This window comes from Nostoc sp., from assembly GCF_036917615.1.
In the GTDB taxonomy this organism is placed as follows: Bacteria; Cyanobacteriota; Cyanobacteriia; order Cyanobacteriales; family Nostocaceae; genus Nostoc.
Window position 1 is genome coordinate 18904 of record NZ_JBALCZ010000091.1, and the last position, 20182, is coordinate 39085.

The window sequence follows — 20182 nt, forward strand, 5'->3', positions numbered from 1 at the left end:
AACGCAACTCAGCACTGCTATAACTGTAGTCTTGGCGGCACTTGATCAAGACAGGGAATATAGAAAGTGGCTCATACTTTTTTATTGGAACCAGGACGCTGGGCAATGCAAGGAAATTGGCTGGAACGTAATGGTATGCCAATCAGCGTCAAGGGTATGACCTTGGTAGCTTGGAATCGAGATAACTGGTTCACTATGGCCACAAAACTGATATTTCCTGGTAGCGATCGCTCCGAAATCTTTCTACAATACAAGGGGCGGCTGCATGAAGGAGAGCGTCAGTATACTTTTTTACTCCAGCATAATCTTTTGGGACAGATTGAAGGCGAAGGCTGGATTGGTCTAGATACGATTGTACAGCGTTACTGGGTACTAGGCGATCGTCAGCGTCGTAGTGGCTTTGAAACCCTGCACCGGATTTCGGAAGATACATACTACCTCAGTAGTGGCATCTTGGCTGGTCATTTTTTAACTAACACGATGGAAGCTAGCCTAGAGCGTCAGTCAACCTAAGGGCAGTGCTGCCTCAGCTTTGTGCGTCTAGGCTGGCAGCCGACCGCTCAAACAATGGCAACGCACTGGTTTCCCAACGTCCAATGTCTCATGCCTGACCTTAAGGAGTCATCGTTTATCCCTGTTTGATTCTCTCAAAAAATAAAAATAATAGTCAATTTTTCGACTGTGGATAAAGTGGGAATTTGAGCGTTTATTTTCTTACAGAATGGCTGGAATCAATGTTTTTACTGAAATCCTTATGCCGTAGGGATTTTAGACTATTCTTTTGCAAGAGTGATAAAAGAGGGTTATTCTCACTGACCTATTGAGTTATATAGTAAAAAACAAATCATCAAATTATCCTAATGATTTTAGGGACTGACAAATAAAAAAAATTTCCCCTTTGTAGGGTGCGTCAGTAGCAATAATCTCTTAATATTCAAATATTCTGTCTGACAGATGCACCCTACTAACCATAAGTTTGGGATAATTTATTTTTTGGTGTTCCCTTAGCATTTTTACCGAACTGTTTTAGTCTGGAGTTGAGTTTCGTGAATCCTAAAGTCTCTATCATTATCCCTGCTTACAATACTGAAGCTTATATTGCCAAAGCAATAGAGTCAGCCTTAGAGCAAACGCTCACTGATATTGAAGTTATTATCGTCGATGATGCTTCAAGCGATCAAACTGTAGAAGTCGCTAAAAGTTTTACTGACCAACGTGTCAAAGTGATAATTAATCAACAAAACCTTGGGGTTTCTGCTGCACGTAATCGTGCCCTCAGAGCAGCTCAAGGAGAATGGGTTGCTGTTCTTGATTCAGATGACTGGTATGCTCCCGAAAGATTAGAAAAGCTTGTGTTGCTGGCAGACACAATAAATGCAGATATGATTGCTGACGATGTTTATTTAATTAAAGATGGTGCAACATCTCCTTGGAGTACATTGATTCAAGAAAGTGGAGGACATCTAGATAAAATTATCCAAATAGATATCGTTTATTTTGTAGAAACTGATGTTTATGGACAAGTAGGGTTGCATCTTGGTTTAAGCAAGCCTATATTCAAACGAGAATTTCTGGTTAAGCACGGCATTGAGTACGATGAAGACATCAGGATGGGTCAAGATTTTTGGCTTGATATGAAATGCTTAATCAAAGGCTCTCGCTTTTTTCTTGAACCAAAACCTTATTATTTCTACCGCTCACGCGCTGGGTCTCTTGTACATCAAAGCAAATTATCACGTCTAAATCAATGCTGCATAGCTACTAATTCTTTCATGCAACAAGAAGTTGTGAAAAAAAATCCAGATTTAATACATGCTTTGTCTTATCATCTTGCAGTCTCTAAGAAAAATCTAGCTTACTTTCAAGTTGTAGTGCTTATCAAGGAAGGAAAATGGTTAACAGCATTAACAGAAATTACTAAAAATCCATCCTTCTTTTATGATTTTATTTCCCGATTTTACAATATTATCGACCGTCGAATTCAATACTATGTGATGGGTAATAAGTCTGTTTTTGACATGTCTTATAACCTACGTATAAAACGAAAAAGTACTAATTAATATTATCATAGTTTTATCAGTAAACATAATAATATATTATGTAGTCCGAATCAGCTAAAAGGTTAAAAAAATGGTCAGGTAATTAGTATCTGTGATTATCCCTACTTATAAAACAAAAGCAAAAGACAGTCTTGCTGGAGGTAGAAGAAAAGTGCTAATCAAGAAAAACTTTAGTTGTGGGCCATTGACCACTAAAATAACAGTTATAAATCCTAAGAAGCTAGAGCATTATTTACGAGGCATCAGGGCTTAGAACTTATATAAATCTGCCCAGCACGCCTTCATGCCGCCCCCTGAGGCTTTATTGATATTCAAACTCCGGACTCATTACTCAGTTCTCAGAACTCTGTGGTAAGTGTGGTACTGCCTAATTAAGGTTTTTGACAGATATTAGAGTTATCTATTTAGTCAAAATTGGGCAAACTAAAACTACACCACAATGAAAGTGTAAAATGGTACAAAGCGTCATTAGAAATCTACCCTTTCTGCTTGTTTGAGCTGGTATGTTGCACCAGTTGTAATAACCGTCTCGGTTGCAACCTGCTAAATTATGGTTTCAATCCTCTAAAAGAGGACTGAAAAAAGCTAGTACAGCACCGCCTAAATAGAGCAACGATTGGAAACCACTGAAAAGCCTACCCTATCAGCTTTTTGACTTCCGACTTCTGCCTTGCAGTACGAGCCTAGAAAGTTATTTCTGGTCGCAATAATTCAGATATCAGTTTGAATGCACTTTTCCTCCCAAACACTTACAACCTGCTTTTGGATTTAAATTCTCTATGTCAGACCCCAACATTGGTCGCTTACTCAGCAAACGCTACCAACTCCAGGAGTTAATCGGTACTGGAGCAATGGGTCGGGTTTATCGTGCTAAAGATACTTTGTTGGGAGGTGTACCTGTTGCCGTTAAGTTTCTGGCTCTATCAATCCAAAATGAAAAGCTGCGATTGCAAGACCGCTTTGAGCGAGAAGCAAAAACCTGTGCTTTACTAGGGCAAAAAAGCATCCACATTGTCCGAGTTATGGACTATGGCGTAGATGAGAATAATACCCCCTTCTACGTCATGGAATACTTACAAGGGCAAAGCCTGAACAATATTATTCGCAAGCAACGACTGCCTTTACCAAGATTTTTGAGTATGGCGCGTCAACTCAGCCTGGGGTTACAGTGCGCCCATGATGGCATCTTAGTTGAGGGCACAATTTGCCCAATTATCCATCGCGATGTCAAGCCAAGCAATATGCTGGTGATTCAAGATCCGAGTTTCGGAGAATTGGTCAAGGTTCTAGATTTTGGTATTGCTAAGTTATTACAGTCAGATGGCGACCATACAAAATTCTATTTGGGGACATTGGCTTATTCTTCTCCCGAACAGATGGAGGGTAAAGAATTAGATAACCGTGCTGATATTTATAGTTTGGGCGTCATGATGTTTGAGATGCTCACAGCCAAAATGCCACTGGTGTCACCAACTCACTCTTTTGGAGCATGGTATAAAACACATCACTACCAAAAGCCATGTTCTTTTGCTGAGGTTGCGCCCGGATTAGAACTACCAAAAGAAATCGAAAATTTGGTGATGAGTTGTCTAGCTAAAGTAGCACGCGATCGCCCCCAAAGTATCACTGAAATCCTAAGAGTTTTAGCATCTTTAGAAAAGCCTGAGCATACAAGCAAAATTAAGCAAGACAGCTATGCCCTAGTTCCTGCTACTACAGTTAACACTGAGCTTGAACAAAAGATAAAAGCCGATTTGCAAGTATCCTGGTCAAACGATGAAATCGGTCGTACCATTTCCTGGCCTCAAAATAAACCAATTGCTGATATTGTCTTTCCCCAGCCCATTCACACCAATGGGGAGGTTTTACCAGCTCTGTGGGTGATGCTACCGCAAGAAGAAATTCAAAAGCGCTTACTCTGTACCCGCTATAACCAATTTCTGTTCATCTCTGTTCCCCATCCCATGCTGCTATGGATTACTGTCATCTACAACCGCAAACATGGCGCTAAATGGTTACCTTATTACCTTGATCTCAAAACCAGTCTTGGTCAAGAAATTGTCCGGTTACTACAGCATACAGGTTACTACCGCCTGGTGTTCTTTGCACGAGAAACACCAAATCGCTGTACCCATATCTTACTTTCCAGCGTCGCTTCTGCCCAGCGCCAACGACTGCAAGAGTGGGTCGCAATGAGCAATACATTCATGTCCTCTGCCGACCCGCAACTTAGTAAAAGCTTACTCAAAAGCGAGTACGAAAAGATTAAGCCTCAAATTCTGGCAAAACTGGAAAGTATTGATACAGATTCTCCATACGATCTTTGCAGCTAGGCATAATTTCTTAATGTTACGTGTTTTAGATGGAACCAAGGGTGGTCACTCCCCGGATGTAAACTTTTATAAACAAAATATAGATAAAGATGTAAGTTCTAGTTATATGTATAAAGAGTGAAATCACTAACTGCCAAAGCAGGGCGATCTAAATTCTATCTAAATCTTCCTGTGTAGACATTCCAGGAGATATTGAATTTACGCAAGTGTGATTCTCAGACTAGAGTAAACAAAAGAAGTTTGGCTAAAGCAAACAACGAATTTAGCCTACAAAGCTAAAGTTAGGTCTAGACTACAGCATATGTGGCAAAGACAATGTTTACTGATTCTTAGTTAATCTTGTGAATTAAACTTTTGCGCTGCTCTTGTGGAATTAGTTATCGAAGTTGACGCCCCGACATCACCAGCTCTTTTCCTCCTTGGAACCAAGCAAGAGAAGGAGGTCGCCCACTGCGACAGTAGAACGACTCTATGCCATAGTGGAACCGGAATCTAAGCCCCACTGGTGCTTAAGAAGCTCTTGATAAGTTGCCTCGCGGACTACCATTTGCTCATAGAGCTTGACTAAAAAGTCTTTAGCTTGATCGTGGCTCATATTTTGCACCTGAGTAGCAAATGAGCAGATGCTGAATTGCTGTTCCAAGGATAGTTTCATTGGTTGATTCATAAGTTAACTCCGAAAAAACGACGCGTAAAGATGATATCGCTCAAAGAAGTCCAAATGAGATAATACTTGGACTTGTCACTGTCCAACATTTGTTCCTCCATATTAAGAAAGATAACAATTGTTTGACAGATTGCCCACATCCTAACTGTGGACTTTTTTTGCTCTGATATCTTGCACCTAATCCTACTGATATACCACCCAAGTCAGCCGAACCATATTCCGGAATATAGGCTATTTTTCGTCTCAGACTAGGTATAATTACCTCCCTGACTCCTTCCTGCTTTGCACGACCTCCTTTGAGGAGAAGATCAGGTGCTATCCTTAACCATCGATAGTTTTTCTTAAACAGAAAATCTAAGGTGCTGTCTCCCCCACTTTGGAGGAAGCTTCCGAGAGTAGGGATTTTAAAGAGGTTGGAAAATGAGTGGTAATAAGCGTGAATTATAGTCGCTCTACCTTATTACGTGCAAGATGTCAATTTACCAATTTATACAAATTTAGCCTCCTGGGGTCACTTTGGAGGCTAAAAGTATTTGTATCAAATTGTAAAAAGGAAAAATGCTCACGCTGAACAAATTGCTGAGTATATCTACCGGATTAATCATTTGTCAATTTGTCAGTTGTCCTTTGTCCTTAGGCAATGAGTAATGACTAACGACTATTTTCTTCGAGTGAGACGATGACAACTGTGATGTTATCGTGCCCTCCGTGGTCTTTGGCAGCCTCAACTAAAGAGATGGCGGCTTTATCAACCCAAGGAGTCTCTTGGAGGCAGCTAGCAATCTTCTGCTCGACAAGTTCTTCTGTAAGACCATCACTACATAACAGCAAGCGATCGCCAACTTTTACATCTAGTGGTTGCACATCAATCTGATGCAAGTCTTCACGCCCCAAACAGCGAGATAATACATGACGAAAAGGATGTAATCGTGCTTCATCTAAGGTGATGTCACCGATTTTGATTGCCCGTGCTACCCAAGTGTGGTCTTCCGTTACCTGCTCTAATTGCGACTCCCGGAAGCGATACAGCCGAGAATCGCCAACATGAGCGCACCAGGGCGACTCTGGGGAGCGAAAAATTACCGCTACAACCGTTGTACCCATGTCAGCGCGTTCGGGATGATTTTGCTGATCCTGCAAAATTGCTTCATTGGCATCCCACAAAGCTTGCTCTAGCAATTCTTGGGAAGACTTAGGAGATTGCCAATTTGCCACCAAATACGCCTGAATTTCCTTAGTGGCAATCCGACTTGCCTCCTCACCTCCGGCATGACCACCCATGCCATCGGCAACAACGCAAAATCGCCCTTCTGGGTCGATATAATAAGCATCCTGATTATTAGAACGAATAAGTCCCGGATCGCTAAAACCCGTGAAATTAAGTTTCATAAATTTTTTGCAACAATCAATTAAGACATCCGATCGTAACGGTCAAGGCGTAAAAGTAATCGGATCACGATTACTGAAAGCCCTGCTGCAATTAAACCAGGCACTAGTGCCCACCATACATAATTGCTAACCACTAAAATCGTAGCTGAAAGTGTGAAACCACTGATTAACAGAGCATAGCTTATTGAGAGCTGAATACTGCTCTGCCGTCGCAACAGCCGTTCAGTTTCTATAGACCGAACGCGCAAGCGCATGTCTCCCCGTTCTAGCTTCTCTAGCGTATCCTCTAATCTACGTGGTAGACCAAAGGCAGTACTGCTTACCTGAGCTGCTTGACGACTTAATTCGTTAATAAAGCTATTCCCCTCAGAACCATTCATATCGGTCATAAGCTGCATTGCATATGGTTTGGCAACTTCCATAAAGTTAAACTCTGGATCTAAGCCTTTGCCTACCCCTTCTAGAGTAGAAAAGGCTCGCATCACAAAAGTGAAAGTTGCTGGAAATCTAAATGGCTGATTATAAGCTATTTCGTAAAGGTCGTCACTGATTGCCGCTACCGATTGATTTTCAAAGGGCTTATCCATGAAATGATCCAGCATGTACTGGACGGAACGCCGCACTGGGCCCATGTCATCCGTTGGGGCGATCGCGCCTAAATCGATCAGAGATTGCACAACGCGATCGCCATCTTTTTGGGCAATGCCAAACAGTGTTTGCATCAGTCCTTCGCGGATGTTGGACTTAATCCGCCCCATCATGCCGAAATCGTAGAATATCAGAGCTCCATTTGCACTAACGGCAATATTGCCTGGGTGAGGATCGGCGTGAAAAAAGCCACTATTGAGTAACTGTAGCAAGTAAGCTTGAGCGCCTTGACGAGCGATCGCCTTTCGATCTAAACCTGCTGCTTCTAAAGCTTCGTATTGGCTAATTTTAATTCCAGGGAGATATTCTAAAGTCAGCACTTTGGAAGTAGCGTAACGCCAGTATATTCTTGGAACATTCACCCAATCGTAGCCGCGAAAGTTCCGGCGAAAAGTATCGGCGTTCCGACCTTCGTTGAGATAATCAATTTCTTCCCAAAGAATGCGACAACACTCTTCGTAAATACCCAACCAATCTCGCCCCCGTCCCCATTTGGGATGGTTTTGAAAGTAGCGGGTAATTCCCTTGAGAATTTGTAAATCTATTTCAAATAACTTTTTTAGTCCCGGACGTTGCACCTTGACGACAACCGATTCTCCAGTATGCAGCAGAGCTTTGTGTACTTGCCCCAAGCTAGCAGCAGCTAAGGGAATAGGTTCAAAATTATCGAATAGTTCAGGAATTTTCTTGCCTAGTTCTTTCTCAATGGTCGCTTCTACTTTCTCATAGCTAAATGCCGGTACTTTGTCTTGTAACTTGGCTAATTCTTCTACATATTCAACAGGGAATATATCAGCACGGGTAGAAAATAGTTGCCCAACTTTGATAAAGGTTGGCCCTAAGTCCAGTAGGGTATTGCGAATCCAGACCGCTTGTGTCTTGCGTCTTGCAGCTTGCTTTACCTCAGTCACACCACCCGGATAACTCCAAGATTTGTTGTATAGCCAAAGTTTGAACAATATGGTCAAGACAAAAGACCAAATGTCCACAAAACGCCGTCTGCTAGAGTAGTTTTCCCGATTCCAACGGTATGCCTTATCTGAATAACCTTGTTCCATATACTTTGTGTACCGTTGGTTTGCAACCGAATCATCTGGAAGAAAAGACACTCTGATTCCTAAACTGTTTTTGATAAAGTGCCATTTGTCTTTTGTCCTTTGTCATTTGTGCATAATTTTTGACCAATGACTAATGACTAACGACTAAATTTATGCAGAAGTTCTGCGATAATGTTGCAATTCTGTTCGTAACAGGGCAATTTCTGCCCGCAATTCATCAATATCTGCTTGCACGTCACCTGAATCAGAACTGGGTTGTCCACTACCTGTGTTAGCTTGACCAGCATTAGCTGCTTCTGCTGCCCGATTTGCCCGCTCTAGGACTTCATCTGTAAACTGGCGCAACTGCTCTCTAGCTTCCGCATCAAATTTGCCCAGATCACTCAAAGCATCGGTCAAGGCGACCTCTAAACGCTCATTAACTACTTCAGCTACCGCTCTGCCTACGAAAAAGGCTTGGACAAGGGGGTTACTCATAAATTTTTGTTACGTTGATCCGCAAGAGAATTATAACTTGCCTGTATGCTTTACGGCTTCTGTTGTAGAGGTTGAGATTTAGGTGACGCGATGTGCGACTTTTGCCCTGGCGAATAGAATTCGCGCGGGGAGTTTACCGGGCACACAAACGTTCGCGTAGCGTCTCGCAGAGAAGCCTACCTCCGTGGGCTAATAACAGATATCGTGACAATCCAGCAACTCTCGATAATATTGCTCTGGTGTACTCGGTAAATAAATCGTCATTTGCAAAGTTTGTTCCCTTAATTTGAAACCTTGGGTAATGTTAATCCGGCTAAGGAAATCGATATTATGGGAAATTACCCAAAGCGCTCCTTGGTAGTCATTGATACTTACTACCATTTGTTCAACTGTTTCAATATCCAGGTTATTAGTTGGTTCATCAAGAATCAGCAGATCGATTTGAGAGATACTGATCATAGCGAGCGCTAATCTTGCCAACTCACCTCCACTCACTACAGAGGCGCTTTTGTGAACGTCATCATATTTAAAGAGGAAGTGGCCCAACTGTTGACGCAAAAGCTGATAGCTGAGATGAGGATTGGCAGCTTGCATATTTTCCATAATTGTGTATTGGCGATTTACCAATTCGTAGGTTTGATCGAGATATACAGCTTTCATAGCTGGTGCAAGCAAAACCTCACCTGAATCCAAAACCGCTGTTTGGTTTTCTATTCCCAAAATTGCCTTTACCAAACTCGATTTACCAGAACCGTTTGCGCCGATAATGGCTATGTGATCGCCAGAGGACACATGCAGTTGAATATTTTGAATCAATAGACGTTCTGATACCCTAAGATTTGCACCCTGGATATTAATTAGATTTCTGCGCTTTTGATTTTTTTCTTCTAGCTGAATACTCGTTACTTTCGTAGTTTTGACCTTCGTCTCTGCAACCTTTTGATTAGCCTTTGCTACTGCTGCTTCATGTTTCTTTTTCGCAGTTCCGGTAGACACTTCAGCTTTTGTTTTAATCAGTCCTGCTGCTGTTCTATCAATACTACCATTAAGAAACTTGGCGCGACCGTTACGACTAGATTCGGCTGCGCGTTGCTGTTCTTGCATAGCTGTGGCTTGGGTACGTTTGAGTTCCTTTTTGGCTACTTCGTGCGATCGCAATGCTACCTCTAACTCGATTTCTTTCTGTTCTCGATAGTGCGAGAAATTACCGCCATATACTTTCACACCTACAGATGTTAGTTCCCAAGTAATATCTGTCACCTGGTCTAGGAAAAAAGGCTTATGTGAGACAATCACAAACGCGCCTGTGAAATCTTGAAGAAACTGCCTTAAGCTTTCTAACGCTTGCAAATCCATGTGATTGGTTGGCTCATCGAGCAACAGCAAGTTTGGTTCTTGACCTAAACCGATCGCCAAAAATAGTTTTGTAAATTCTCCACCACTCAAATTAGTAATTGGTAAAGATAGGTCAAGTGTGGTGTGAAATTGTGTTTGCAAAATATCCTCAATCTTCCACCATTCCTCAAAGATGGAAATTAAAAAATTAAGTACTGTATCTGCTATAATTTCTTGCCTGATAGTGCTGATTTGTGGCAAATAGTAGACAACACCATTACGCCAAACTGAACCTGCATTGGGGCTAATTTGACTTGCAAGTATCTTGAGTAGGGTTGATTTTCCTACCCCGTTGCGACCGACCAAAGCAATGCGATCGCCTGTTTCGATATTCACCTGAATTTTTTGAAACAAAGTTATGTCCAAGCTGAGTTCGTAGGCTAAATTCTCAGCTAATAATATTGATTTTTTCTGCATTCTTCTCAAACCTCAATTCGCAAACTTCCACCCGCGTATCTCCAAAAATTACGGGTAGATTAGACACAAAAAAACTTAGCCGCAGACACTTGCCAAGCGGTTTAATGTAGATACGAGTAATGACAATATTTTTAGTGCATGACTATGTGAAGTAACCCTGTCAAACTAGTTGCGTTTATTCTTTGTTGACATTTGTTGCTTTGGCGCAACAGGTGTTTGGTACTACTTCATTTGTGCTATCTCGTTGGAGTTGTGATGAGGTTTGATATTGACTACAGTGTAGCATGAAAGAATTTCGGAAAGTAGGAGGCGATCGCTTTTTCTATTTCCACACTCACCAGCCCTACTATAAAGACTTACAGCAGTTTTATTCTGTCTTAAATACATCTTGTGGGATGGGCATCTTGCCTGCCCCAGGACGGGCGAGACGCCCATCCCACAAGAATAAATAACTATTGTTAAAAAAATTGATTAATTGAATCACCCCTGCTAATTTAAGTGTATTTGCGTAATACACAGCAAATTTGGCATACCCTACTGTTGCCCTTGAACTATGAGCTATCCAGATTTCAGCGAACACGGCTATCAAATTTTACGAGAATTAGGACGTAATCGGGAAGGAGGAAGGATTACTTGGCTAGCATCAAAAGTTAATACAGGGCAACAGATGGTAATAAAGCAGTTTTGCTTTGCTCAAGCTGGTTCCAATTGGTCTGGGTTTGAGGCTCATCAACGAGAAATTAAAGTACTACAAGGACTAACTCATCGCGGTATTCCCCGCTACATAAATTCTTTTGCTACGTCTGATGGCTTTTGTTTGGTGCAAGAATATATCAACGCCCAATCTTTGGCAGAACCACTCGCTCACTTTGAAATAGAGGAAGTTAGGCAAATTGCTGTCAAAGCCTTAGAAATTCTTGGATACCTGCAAAATCTCAATCCTCCGATAATTCATCGGGATATCAAACCGGAAAATATTTTAGTAGATGAAGAACTCAATGTCTATATAATTGACTTTGGTTTTGCTCGTATTGGCAGCCAGGAAGTCGCAGCGAGTAGCGTATTCAAAGGTACTCCGGGTTTTATTCCACCAGAGCAAATGTTTAAACCAACAAATGCTACAGACTTGTATGCTTTGGGCGTAACCTTGATTTGCTTACTGACAGGAATCAAATCAACAAAAATAGATAAATTGCAAGATCAAGATGATCCATATTTAATTAAGTTTCACCTTCTTCTACCTCGGTTGAGTCTACGGTTTTTGGGTTGGTTGGAAAAGATGGTGCAACCGCTACAGAAAAACCGTTTTGCTAATGCAAAATCAGCTTTAGAAGCACTCAAAACACTTGATTTTATCCGTGTAGCGGGAGTTGATTTCAGTGAAACAGTGCTGGAGTTCAAAGCGAACCGATTAAGGGAAAAGCTAATCCAAAGCATTACAGTTGAAAATCCGATTCCAGATACTTTACTAGAAGGTAGATGGGAAGTTGCACCTCATCCTCATGATCCACCCCATACACCAGATAATCATGCTTGGATTTCTGTAGAAGAACCTATAAGAGTTACCCAAAAACCAATTAAGTGTCGAATCTGTGTCGATACTAGCAAGTTAATGGCAGATACACAGTATAAACGTCAACTAATTCTGCACAGTAATGCTTATCCAGAGACTCACACTTTAACGGTGAAGGTGCAGACAGCTGCTTTACCAATTGAAAAGCGAAAGATACCCTCCGGTGGTTTAATTGGGCTGTTTTTAATTATTGTAGTCGTAACTATGGCTACTGCTTGGTTTAAGGTTTATGCTGCTGCTGGGGTTGCTAGTTTGCTGTTAGCGAATTTGGGATATAACTCTGTACTGGTTAATTTTTACACATGGGGTTTTCTAGTAGCTGTGAATGTACTTATGTACAGTTTTCTTCTTATTAAGAATTATCAATATCACAAACGCCAGCCATTTGCCGATACATATGTACGTTCGACTATGGGTTTTATTATGGCAGATATTAGAACTATGGGTTCGGGTGTGGCTGCGTCTGTAGGTATAGTGATGACTTTGGCTGTAGGTTTGGCTGTAGGTTTGGCTGTAGGCTCGGCGGCTATAAGTTGGCCTTTGTTTTTGGCTGTAGGTTTGGCTGTAGGTGTAACTGTAGGTTTGGCTGTGAATAGGGCTGTGTACAGATTACTGTTTTGGGCAATAGATTTAGCTGAGGATTTATTTACATCTATACTTTTATTACTGATAGCAGGCCTTGGGGCTAGTATAGGTATTGCTTTAATAGTAGGCTTTCTCAATCCATTTATTTTTTTAACCCTGTCAGGAACTGGGTTACCTGTGTTCTATATGCTGTTTTATCCACAAATCAAGCGACGCAAATTAATTGCTGAATATCGTCAGGCTGAGGAATTATTAATTAAGCCGTATAAGCCGTAAAGGTACAAATAGACTTTATTCGTTTTCTACAACGGCACAAAGAAACACACCAAAAAACTTATTTTCATCATAGTTAGAGAGTTTAAACTTATGTCATTTAAACCTAATACATCACTTTCAAACGCATTAATAGTTGGCTTAGGACTAGGAGGTGGACTGATATTTGCAGTATTTTATACCGTTATTAGTGTTTACTTTGCCTTCAATGCTATCTTTGTAATTCCGCCAAACTTTAATGCTGCGCTGCCTTTTAGAGAAGGACTAGCAAGTGTTAAAATCAACGATTATTGGGGATATATTGACAAAACAGGTCAAACAGTAATTCCTCCCAAATTTGAGAAGGCTAATTCCTTTAAAGAAGGAGTAGCTCTCGTCAAAATTGGTGAAGAATGGAGTTATATTAACAAAAGTGGTCAAAAGGTATTTAAGCCCAGAACAGAAATTGATTTTGGTATATTACAACAAAATACCTATCCTAGCATGTGGTCAATATCACATGAATCTGATTCCTTAAAAGAAGGGCTAGTAATCAGAGATAATGGAAAAAAGTGCGGCTATTTTAATAAAAATGGTTCTGAGATTACCAAGCTTCAATTCTATGATTGCCAACCATCTTCTGAGGGTTTAATAGGAGTAAAACCAGATAGCAAATGGGGCTATATTCGCAATCCTTTAAGGTGATATTTCACGGGGAAAGTTGTATTAATAAATTAAGGGTACTATATAAATAGTAAAACTACGGGTATGGGTCAATCTATGCCTAGTAAACAAATCACCGAGTATTTTAACTTCTTGTCTTCTGAAGACATCAGACTAATAAAATTCAAGAATTGGGATTGAAACAATTCTTTATTAATACATTGATTGTGGACGTTCTCCAGAAGAAATTGCCCAAATCTATCAAACAATCTCTTTAGAGCAAGTATATGCAACTATCCTTTATTATCTGCAAAACAAAGAAACCGTCAGTGCTTACATGAAAAACTGGATAGAACACGGTCATAGAATGAGAGAAGAACAGAGGCTTAATCCTCCACCAGTGTCGGATAAACTGCGCCAACTCCGAACTGAAAGACAAGTCAGAAAGTAAAGCTGATCATATCGCTGTTAATCGCCACATAACAGGAATTTTTATACTCAATCAACATTTGAGTATTGGTAAAAATATAGAAAAATTAATAATAGCTGCTTTGGCTTTATAAGAAGATGAATATCAAGACATAATAGTTTATTTACCCTTACCCTAAAAATAGGATACTTTTACAGTCAGCTACGCATAGCCATCTACAACTCTGTTAAAATCAACGCAGAACTAATTAATGCCGGATTGATTCTATGACCATCACCCAAGAATCAGAATCTACTGAAGACATTTCGCAAGATGTGATATTTCCACCAGGTGATTTATATAGTGACGAACCTCCCTGGGAAACAGAAGTGCATATGCGATAACTAATCTTACTTTTAGAATGCCTGAAATGGCTGTGGCGAGACAGAAATGATTTTTATGCGACGGGAAACCTGACTATCTATTACTGTACGCAACAACTAAAATCAAGACACCTTAGTAGCCCAGACTTTTTTGTAGTATTAGAAACAGAACGTAAAATCCGGAAAAGTTGGGTAGTGTGGGAAGATGAACAATTAGTACCGACACTAGAAGAAACTATCGTGCAGGCGCAAAAAACCATAGTAAAAGCACAAGCGCAAGAAAGAGTAGAACGTTTGGCAGCAAAATTGCGAGAGTTAAATATAGATCCAGATACAATTTAGACTAATATAATAATCGCATAGTGTGCCGTAGCCGATCGCCTGTTTTTATAAAGCGTCAATAAATATAGTACGATTTCTATTTTAAGAATAATGTTAAAATTGAATTCTCATCAGATAGTTGATTATTTTATGTTTCACAAAGTAAACATTATTATCGAAAAAGATGAAGATGGCTATTACGCTTATTCTCCAGAACTTCCAGGCTGTCAAAGTCAAGGTGATTCTTTGGAAGAAGTAAGCTCAAATATGAAAGAAGCTGTTGAAGTTTATCTAGAAACTCTATCAGAGTCAGAGAAGCAGGAACTTTTAAAGAAGGAAATCCTGACTATGACTTTGGAGGTTCAGGTTGCCTAAACTACCGCGACTAAATGCCAAGGAAGCGGAAAAACTATTATTGGATACTGGCTTTATCCAGATTAGAAGTAAAGGCAGTCATAGAGTCTATCGCCTAGAAAATATCAGGGTTGTCATTCCTTTTCATTCGGGAAAACTATTACACCCAAAGATAGTTCAACAGGTTATACAAGCTATCAAACCTGATGAAAATGATCCGCCTGATGATGAAACTTGAATTTATAATTTATTGCTTAACACTCCACAAATATATGAGCGATCGCTTCACTAATTCATTTAGGATAGTATTGTGCTAAAAACTCCTCAGCTTCAGTCCTATCTTTAATCACTCCATCTAAGGTAGCAGCAACTATATCATTTAATATTTGTCGATACTGCGGCCCTGGTGTGTAACCCAGTTTCTTTAAATCATTGCCATTCAATAGTGGCTGCACATTAGCCAAAACAGTTAAATATTCCCAAATCTGATGTCTAAGCGATCGCGGACTTTGCAAAGCAATTAAAATCAGCATTGGTAAGTCGTACTGTCGCAGCAACTGCACTACTTGACTGGGACTTTCACACTTAGGCAAAGATTCCATCACCTCAGTTTGGGCATAAGTCAAGTTTTGCAAGCGTTTAATGCTATCCTCTTGCAGTTGCAGATTCTTTGCTACTTTCGCCCGATATTGTGGTGTTAGTCGGGTGATTAACGCTTCTAGACGCATTTCCCAATGAATGAGAGTTTGTTCAGCATCAAATCGCCGCAAGCAGCGTTCTAGCAAACGTAATTGTCGCAGCAGTTCCACATCTAGCTTGAGGGTAGGATGGATACATTGCAATGCCCCTAAATTATCGAGTAACTGCAAAGCCGATTTCCAGTAAGGGGCTTCTAGGATGTGTTTTAATTCTGTTTTTAGTCTAGTTTGCAGGGCTGGGGTTTTGCTATTCTCTTGAGCAGTGCGATCGTAAACACCACTGTTGATGGCATAGCGGATAAACTCTTCTGTTTGCGGTTCTATCTGAAATCCGAAGCGCACAGCAAAGCGCACGCCACGATAAATCCGGGTGGGGTCTTCGATAAAGCTGTTGGGATGTAAAACTCGAATTTGCTTGGCTTGTAAATCTAGTAATCCACCAAAGAAATCAAGTAATTCACCAGCACGAGGAGTAGTAAGGCGCAAGGCAAGAGAATTGATGGTAAAATCTCGACGATACAAGTCTTGACGAATGGAACTGGCCTCAACTTCTGGATTTGCTGCTGGATAAGGATAAAATTCTGTTCTAGCAGTGGCAATATCTACCCATAGAGAATCTAATTCTGGGTCTTTGTGCCACAACAAAGCCGCAGTTTGAAAAGCCCCGTGGATTTCTAAACGAGCCGCAGGGTAAAGTTGTTGGAGTGCTTTTGCTAATTCTACACCAGCACCAACATCTGCTGATTTGTGAAAGCCATCAACTACAAGATCAATATCTTTAATCATCAAAGTGTTTGTTACTGCTTCAGCTAACAGTAAATCCCGCACCGCACCCCCGACAAGATAAAGATGCCAACCCCGTTTTTCTGCTTCTTGCGATGCTATGGTAAGTAATTGCCACAGTTGCGGTGCAAGGCGATTTTGCAACTCCGTGCTGAGAGGAATTTGGAATTTGGAATTTGGAATTTGGAATTTTTGTCCCTCTTCGTCTTCATCCCTTTCTTGATGTAATTCCCGCAAGACATCAGTACGAGTCACCAGACCAACTAAATGCTCATTTTTCAATACTGGTAAGCGCCCGATATCATAAGTCACCATCAGTGATTCAATTTGTGGTAGTGTCGTATCTGGTGTAATCGTTTTGAGATTTGTGGTCATATAGCCTTTAACTGGCGCATGACTAAATCCGTGGTGCAGCGCAACATCAAGATCCCGGCGCGAAATAATACCTACTAGTTGCCCTTGGGCATTGACTACAGATAAACCAGAGTGTCCATAGCGTAATAAAATGCGCTGGGCTTCGGCAATTGTGGTTTCAGGCAAAATTGTGCGAACAGGAGAAGACATCAAGTCTCTAGCTGTGGGCGGATGGGGAATTTGTGCTTTTACCCCGTCAAGGAGTTGTTTTAATATTGCCTGTGAATCAACTCCTCTTAGGTTTAGCGATGCGGCTTGTGAATGACCGCCGCCACCTAGAAGTTGGAATAATAGGTTAAGATTCGTTTTGGGAATTTGCGATCGCCCAATTACAGTTAACCGTGAATCACTTTCACCTAAAGGATACTCATTAGCCAACAGTAGGGCATCAATTTCGGTTAATTCCACGAGTTCCGATGTCAAACTCGATAACCCAGGCACAAAATTTTTAGTTCTTAGAGTTACCCAAGCAACCGTATATCCGCGTAGACAAAGATATTCTAAATTTTCCAGCGATTCAGTTAATAACTGCTGCAATTGCACAGACAAACCAGGGTCACGGTAGGTGGAAATTACTGATAAACTCACACCTTGTTGCATCAACCAAGCCAAAGCTAGGGCATCCCGTGGCGTGGACTGGTCATAAGTCAAAGAGCCAGTGTCAACGTGGATACCCAAAGCCATCACAGTTGCTTCGGCAGAAGTTAGGGAAATTTCCTGTTGTTGCAATTGCTCAACGATTAAAGTTGTGGTTGCTCCGACTGAAGAAAGATATGATTCGGTAGCCGGAATATCTGATTCTTGTCCTAAGTGATGGTCATAAATTATAATCTCTCTAATATGGGGCAAATCTAACCACTGGGCAGCTTTACCCAAGCGATCGCGCTGTTGTGTATCCACCACAGTCAGAGAACGAATTTTTTCTGGATTCACCGAACGGCGTTCAATCAGCGAATATTCGTCCCGATGCAATGCCAAAAAATCCCGTACAGGAGGGTGAGAACCGCCAGTCAGCACAATCTTACTTCCCGGTAGTAGGCGCGTTAGCCCAACCGCTGCTCCTAGTGCGTCAAAATCTGCTGTTGTGTGGCAAAGAATTAAATCCATAATTTAAGAGTCATTAGTCATTAGTCATTGGTCATTGGTCATTAGTCATTAGTCATTAGTCATTAGTCATTGGTTATCGGTACTTAGACAAAGAGAGAAGTATGAGCGGAGGCTTCCGACCATCAGACCTTCAAAGACAAATGACTAAAATGTTGCAATTTCTAGTAACTTAAAAACAAGAAAACAGTGTCAGTGTTGCTCTTTAGCTAAAATGGACAGAAGCCTCACCCTTTAGCCTTCAGAGTCAGCACCTAATTGTCAAATATTCTGAAATAGATGATCAGGGCGTTGTATGATTTAATTGGTTACTCGCCGCCACGGTCGTTGATACACCTTGCTTACTGCCCTCTGGGAAACCTACGTGAAACGTTGGACAACGGGAAACGAGTAGGCATCCTTTCAAAGAATGCAAATTTACCATTGGTTGACACATCAGTGCATAAGTCATAAGCAATTCATCCTGTGTCGTAAAATTTGTGGGGTACGAAAGGAAGAAAAATCAAACTGTGGGTCGTGGGGCATCACGGGGACATAAAACCAGAGCTTCTGGAAATGTCCTATGCAATAGTAGGAGTCACGCTCGTTGCCTACACTGTACAGCTTACTGTTAGTGTAGGATATATCACTATTTAGCTGTATTGGGAGAAGCAAAAATGACCATAATATTCCAGTTTGCCTTGATAGGTCTAGTCGTGTTGTCTTTTGTCCTGGTTGTTGGCGTCCCCGTTGCTTACGCCACTCCTCAAAATTGGGTTGAATCTAAAAAACTGCTCTGGCTTGGTTCTGGCGTCTGGATTGGTTTGGTATTTTTAGTTGGTTTGTTAAACTTTTTTGTCGTGTAGGCGACGGCTTCACTCTGGCGCAGGCACATAATATAAGAACTAGAGGAGCAGAAAAGCCAAGGTCAAAGACCAAAGGAAAAAAGGAGAAATTTTTTCCGATTTCCTTTTCTCTGACCGTGCTTTCCTGCTCCTCTACATTTAAATAAGAAATGTATATTGGCCAGAAGTATAGTTGATTAAGAGGCAGTCATGGCAGTTTTCGAGGGAACTTTTACCCAAACGGAGCCTTTGCGGTTTGCAGTGGTGATTGGTCGATTTAATGACCTAGTTACCGGAAAGCTGCTAGAGGGATGTCAAGATTGCTTGAAACGCCACGGTGTAGACCCTAACCCCCAAGGTAATCAGGTAGACTATGTTTGGGTTCCGGGAAGTTTTGAGGTACCTTTAGTAGCTCGCCAACTAGCACTTTCCCATCGTTATGATGCTGTAATTTGTCTAGGTGCAGTCATTCGAGGGCAAACACCCCATTTTGATTACGTATCCTCAGAGGTTTCTAAAGGCATTGCCGCCGCTAGCTTTCAAACTGGGGTACCAGTAATTTTTGGCATTTTGACAGTAGACACTATGCAGCAAGCCTTAGAACGGGCAGGCATAAAAGGTAATCATGGCTGGGATTATGCCCTCAATGCCCTAGAAATGGCAAGCCTCATGCGGCAACTGCGTTCTAACTTGGCAGAGCCATATTCTCGTAATAGCCAGTCTTTGCCAGCCTCTTTTCAAAGTGCCAGCATAGGCAATTTAACTGCGGAGTCAGAAGAACTGGGCTAAATGAGTGTTGAGTTATGAGTCAGCGTTCGCCCTACAGCCCTTCTCCTAAAGAAGACGCTGTTCGCGTTCAGGCATCCTACGGCGGGCGTCTCCCCTTGGGAGAAGTTTGAGCGGCGTCAACCGCAGCTCAAACTTTTGGCTGAGTCATGAGTTAAAAAAACTCAACACTCATAACTAAATTAATGGGTTGACAATTACAGATAAATCTGAGATATTGATATTTGATTAATGATTGCGGGTATAGCTCAGTGGTAGAGCGTCACCTTGCCAAGGTGAATGTCGCGCGTTCGAATCGCGTTACCCGCTTCCAACTAAAATCTCTTGGAGTTGAAAATTCCAAGAGATTTGCTGTTTTTAGGCTTCGTTGAAGTCTTCGTCGATTCGCGCTACACCTCTATGAAATGATCCCACTGTGGATAGATCGAGCAAACAACTCGTCTACTGTTCCAAATTTAATCTCGCGCACTCAAATCGCATTGCCCGCTTGCTAAGAAATATAAAACCCAGCTTTAGAGTAGTCTATATATGGATTAGCTTGGCTACAATCTTTATAGGTGTAGTCAATTCGTTTTATGTAGGTTGTATT

General features: G+C 41.3%; 16 protein-coding genes, 1 tRNA gene and 1 pseudogene. 12 read left to right on the plus strand and 6 right to left on the minus strand.

All coding sequences use genetic code 11. The annotated features are described in order from the left end of the window. Positions 1–66 precede the first annotated feature (66 nt). From V7K85_RS32950 to V7K85_RS32960, 3 genes are all read left to right on the plus strand, one after another. On the plus strand, positions 67–513 hold the full coding sequence (locus V7K85_RS32950; protein WP_334820384.1) for a hypothetical protein: 447 nt from the start codon (positions 67–69) through the stop codon (positions 511–513). 533 nt (positions 514–1046) lie between these two features. After that, positions 1047–2060, plus strand: a complete 1014-nt coding sequence (locus V7K85_RS32955) for a glycosyltransferase family 2 protein (RefSeq protein WP_334820386.1) — start codon at positions 1047–1049, stop codon at positions 2058–2060. 779 nt (positions 2061–2839) lie between these two features. After that, positions 2840–4393, plus strand: coding sequence for a serine/threonine-protein kinase (locus V7K85_RS32960; protein WP_334820388.1), 1554 nt, complete (start codon positions 2840–2842; stop codon positions 4391–4393). A gap of 469 nt (positions 4394–4862) precedes the next feature. On the opposite strand, the gene V7K85_RS32965 is transcribed toward V7K85_RS32960, so the two are convergent. From V7K85_RS32965 to abc-f, 5 genes are all read right to left on the minus strand, one after another. Then, positions 4863–5060 carry an NblA/ycf18 family protein gene (locus tag V7K85_RS32965; RefSeq protein WP_041565841.1) on the minus strand — a complete coding sequence of 66 codons (198 nt, stop codon included), beginning with the start codon at positions 5058–5060 and terminating at the stop codon, positions 4863–4865. Between the two features lie 651 nt (positions 5061–5711). Further along, a complete protein-coding gene (locus V7K85_RS32970; protein WP_334820390.1) occupies positions 5712–6449 on the minus strand; it encodes a Stp1/IreP family PP2C-type Ser/Thr phosphatase in 738 nt (245 codons plus the stop codon). Positions 6450–6469: 20 nt separating this feature from the next. Next, complete coding sequence (locus tag V7K85_RS32975) at positions 6470–8155, minus strand: ABC1 kinase family protein (protein ID WP_334820826.1); 1686 nt, start codon at positions 8153–8155, stop codon at positions 6470–6472. Between the two features lie 150 nt (positions 8156–8305). Continuing rightward, a complete protein-coding gene (locus V7K85_RS32980; protein ID WP_334820392.1) occupies positions 8306–8632 on the minus strand; it encodes a DUF6825 family protein in 327 nt (108 codons plus the stop codon). Positions 8633–8821: 189 nt separating this feature from the next. Next, positions 8822–10444 carry a ribosomal protection-like ABC-F family protein gene (gene abc-f / locus V7K85_RS32985; RefSeq protein WP_334820394.1) on the minus strand — a complete coding sequence of 541 codons (1623 nt, stop codon included), beginning with the start codon at positions 10442–10444 and terminating at the stop codon, positions 8822–8824. Positions 10445–10728: 284 nt separating this feature from the next. On the opposite strand from abc-f, the gene V7K85_RS32990 reads away from it, so the two are divergent. From V7K85_RS32990 to V7K85_RS33015, 6 genes and pseudogenes are all read left to right on the plus strand, one after another. Continuing rightward, positions 10729–10896 carry a hypothetical protein gene (locus V7K85_RS32990; RefSeq protein WP_334820396.1) on the plus strand — a complete coding sequence of 56 codons (168 nt, stop codon included), beginning with the start codon at positions 10729–10731 and terminating at the stop codon, positions 10894–10896. A gap of 101 nt (positions 10897–10997) precedes the next feature. Next, positions 10998–12878 (plus strand): serine/threonine protein kinase, encoded by a 1881-nt coding sequence (locus tag V7K85_RS32995; protein WP_334820398.1) that lies wholly within the window; start codon positions 10998–11000, stop codon positions 12876–12878. Between the two features lie 90 nt (positions 12879–12968). After that, positions 12969–13559: a WG repeat-containing protein gene (locus tag V7K85_RS33000; RefSeq protein ID WP_334820400.1), complete on the plus strand. Its 591-nt coding sequence runs from the start codon at positions 12969–12971 to the stop codon at positions 13557–13559. A gap of 654 nt (positions 13560–14213) precedes the next feature. Next, positions 14214–14537, plus strand: a pseudogene (locus V7K85_RS33005) (Uma2 family endonuclease); the annotation flags it as partial. 243 nt (positions 14538–14780) lie between these two features. Next, on the plus strand, positions 14781–15005 hold the full coding sequence (locus tag V7K85_RS33010; RefSeq protein WP_334820402.1) for a type II toxin-antitoxin system HicB family antitoxin: 225 nt from the start codon (positions 14781–14783) through the stop codon (positions 15003–15005). After that, entirely contained in the window at positions 14998–15222 is a 225-nt protein-coding gene (locus V7K85_RS33015) for a type II toxin-antitoxin system HicA family toxin (RefSeq protein ID WP_334820404.1), read from the plus strand. The genes V7K85_RS33010 and V7K85_RS33015 overlap by 8 nt, the downstream gene beginning before the upstream one ends. Positions 15223–15277: 55 nt before the next feature. On the opposite strand, the gene V7K85_RS33020 is transcribed toward V7K85_RS33015, so the two are convergent. Beyond that, positions 15278–17986, minus strand: coding sequence for a CBS domain-containing protein (locus V7K85_RS33020; RefSeq protein ID WP_334820406.1), 2709 nt, complete (start codon positions 17984–17986; stop codon positions 15278–15280). Positions 17987–18639: 653 nt separating this feature from the next. Here V7K85_RS33020 and psbZ point away from each other — a divergent pair. From psbZ to V7K85_RS33035, 3 genes are all read left to right on the plus strand, one after another. Beyond that, on the plus strand, positions 18640–18828 hold the full coding sequence (gene psbZ, locus V7K85_RS33025; protein WP_298905268.1) for a photosystem II reaction center protein PsbZ: 189 nt from the start codon (positions 18640–18642) through the stop codon (positions 18826–18828). A gap of 189 nt (positions 18829–19017) precedes the next feature. Next, entirely contained in the window at positions 19018–19596 is a 579-nt protein-coding gene (gene ribH, locus V7K85_RS33030) for a 6,7-dimethyl-8-ribityllumazine synthase (RefSeq protein WP_334820408.1), read from the plus strand. A gap of 234 nt (positions 19597–19830) precedes the next feature. Then, positions 19831–19902 (plus strand) — tRNA-Gly (locus V7K85_RS33035). The last annotated feature ends 280 nt before the right edge of the window (positions 19903–20182 follow it).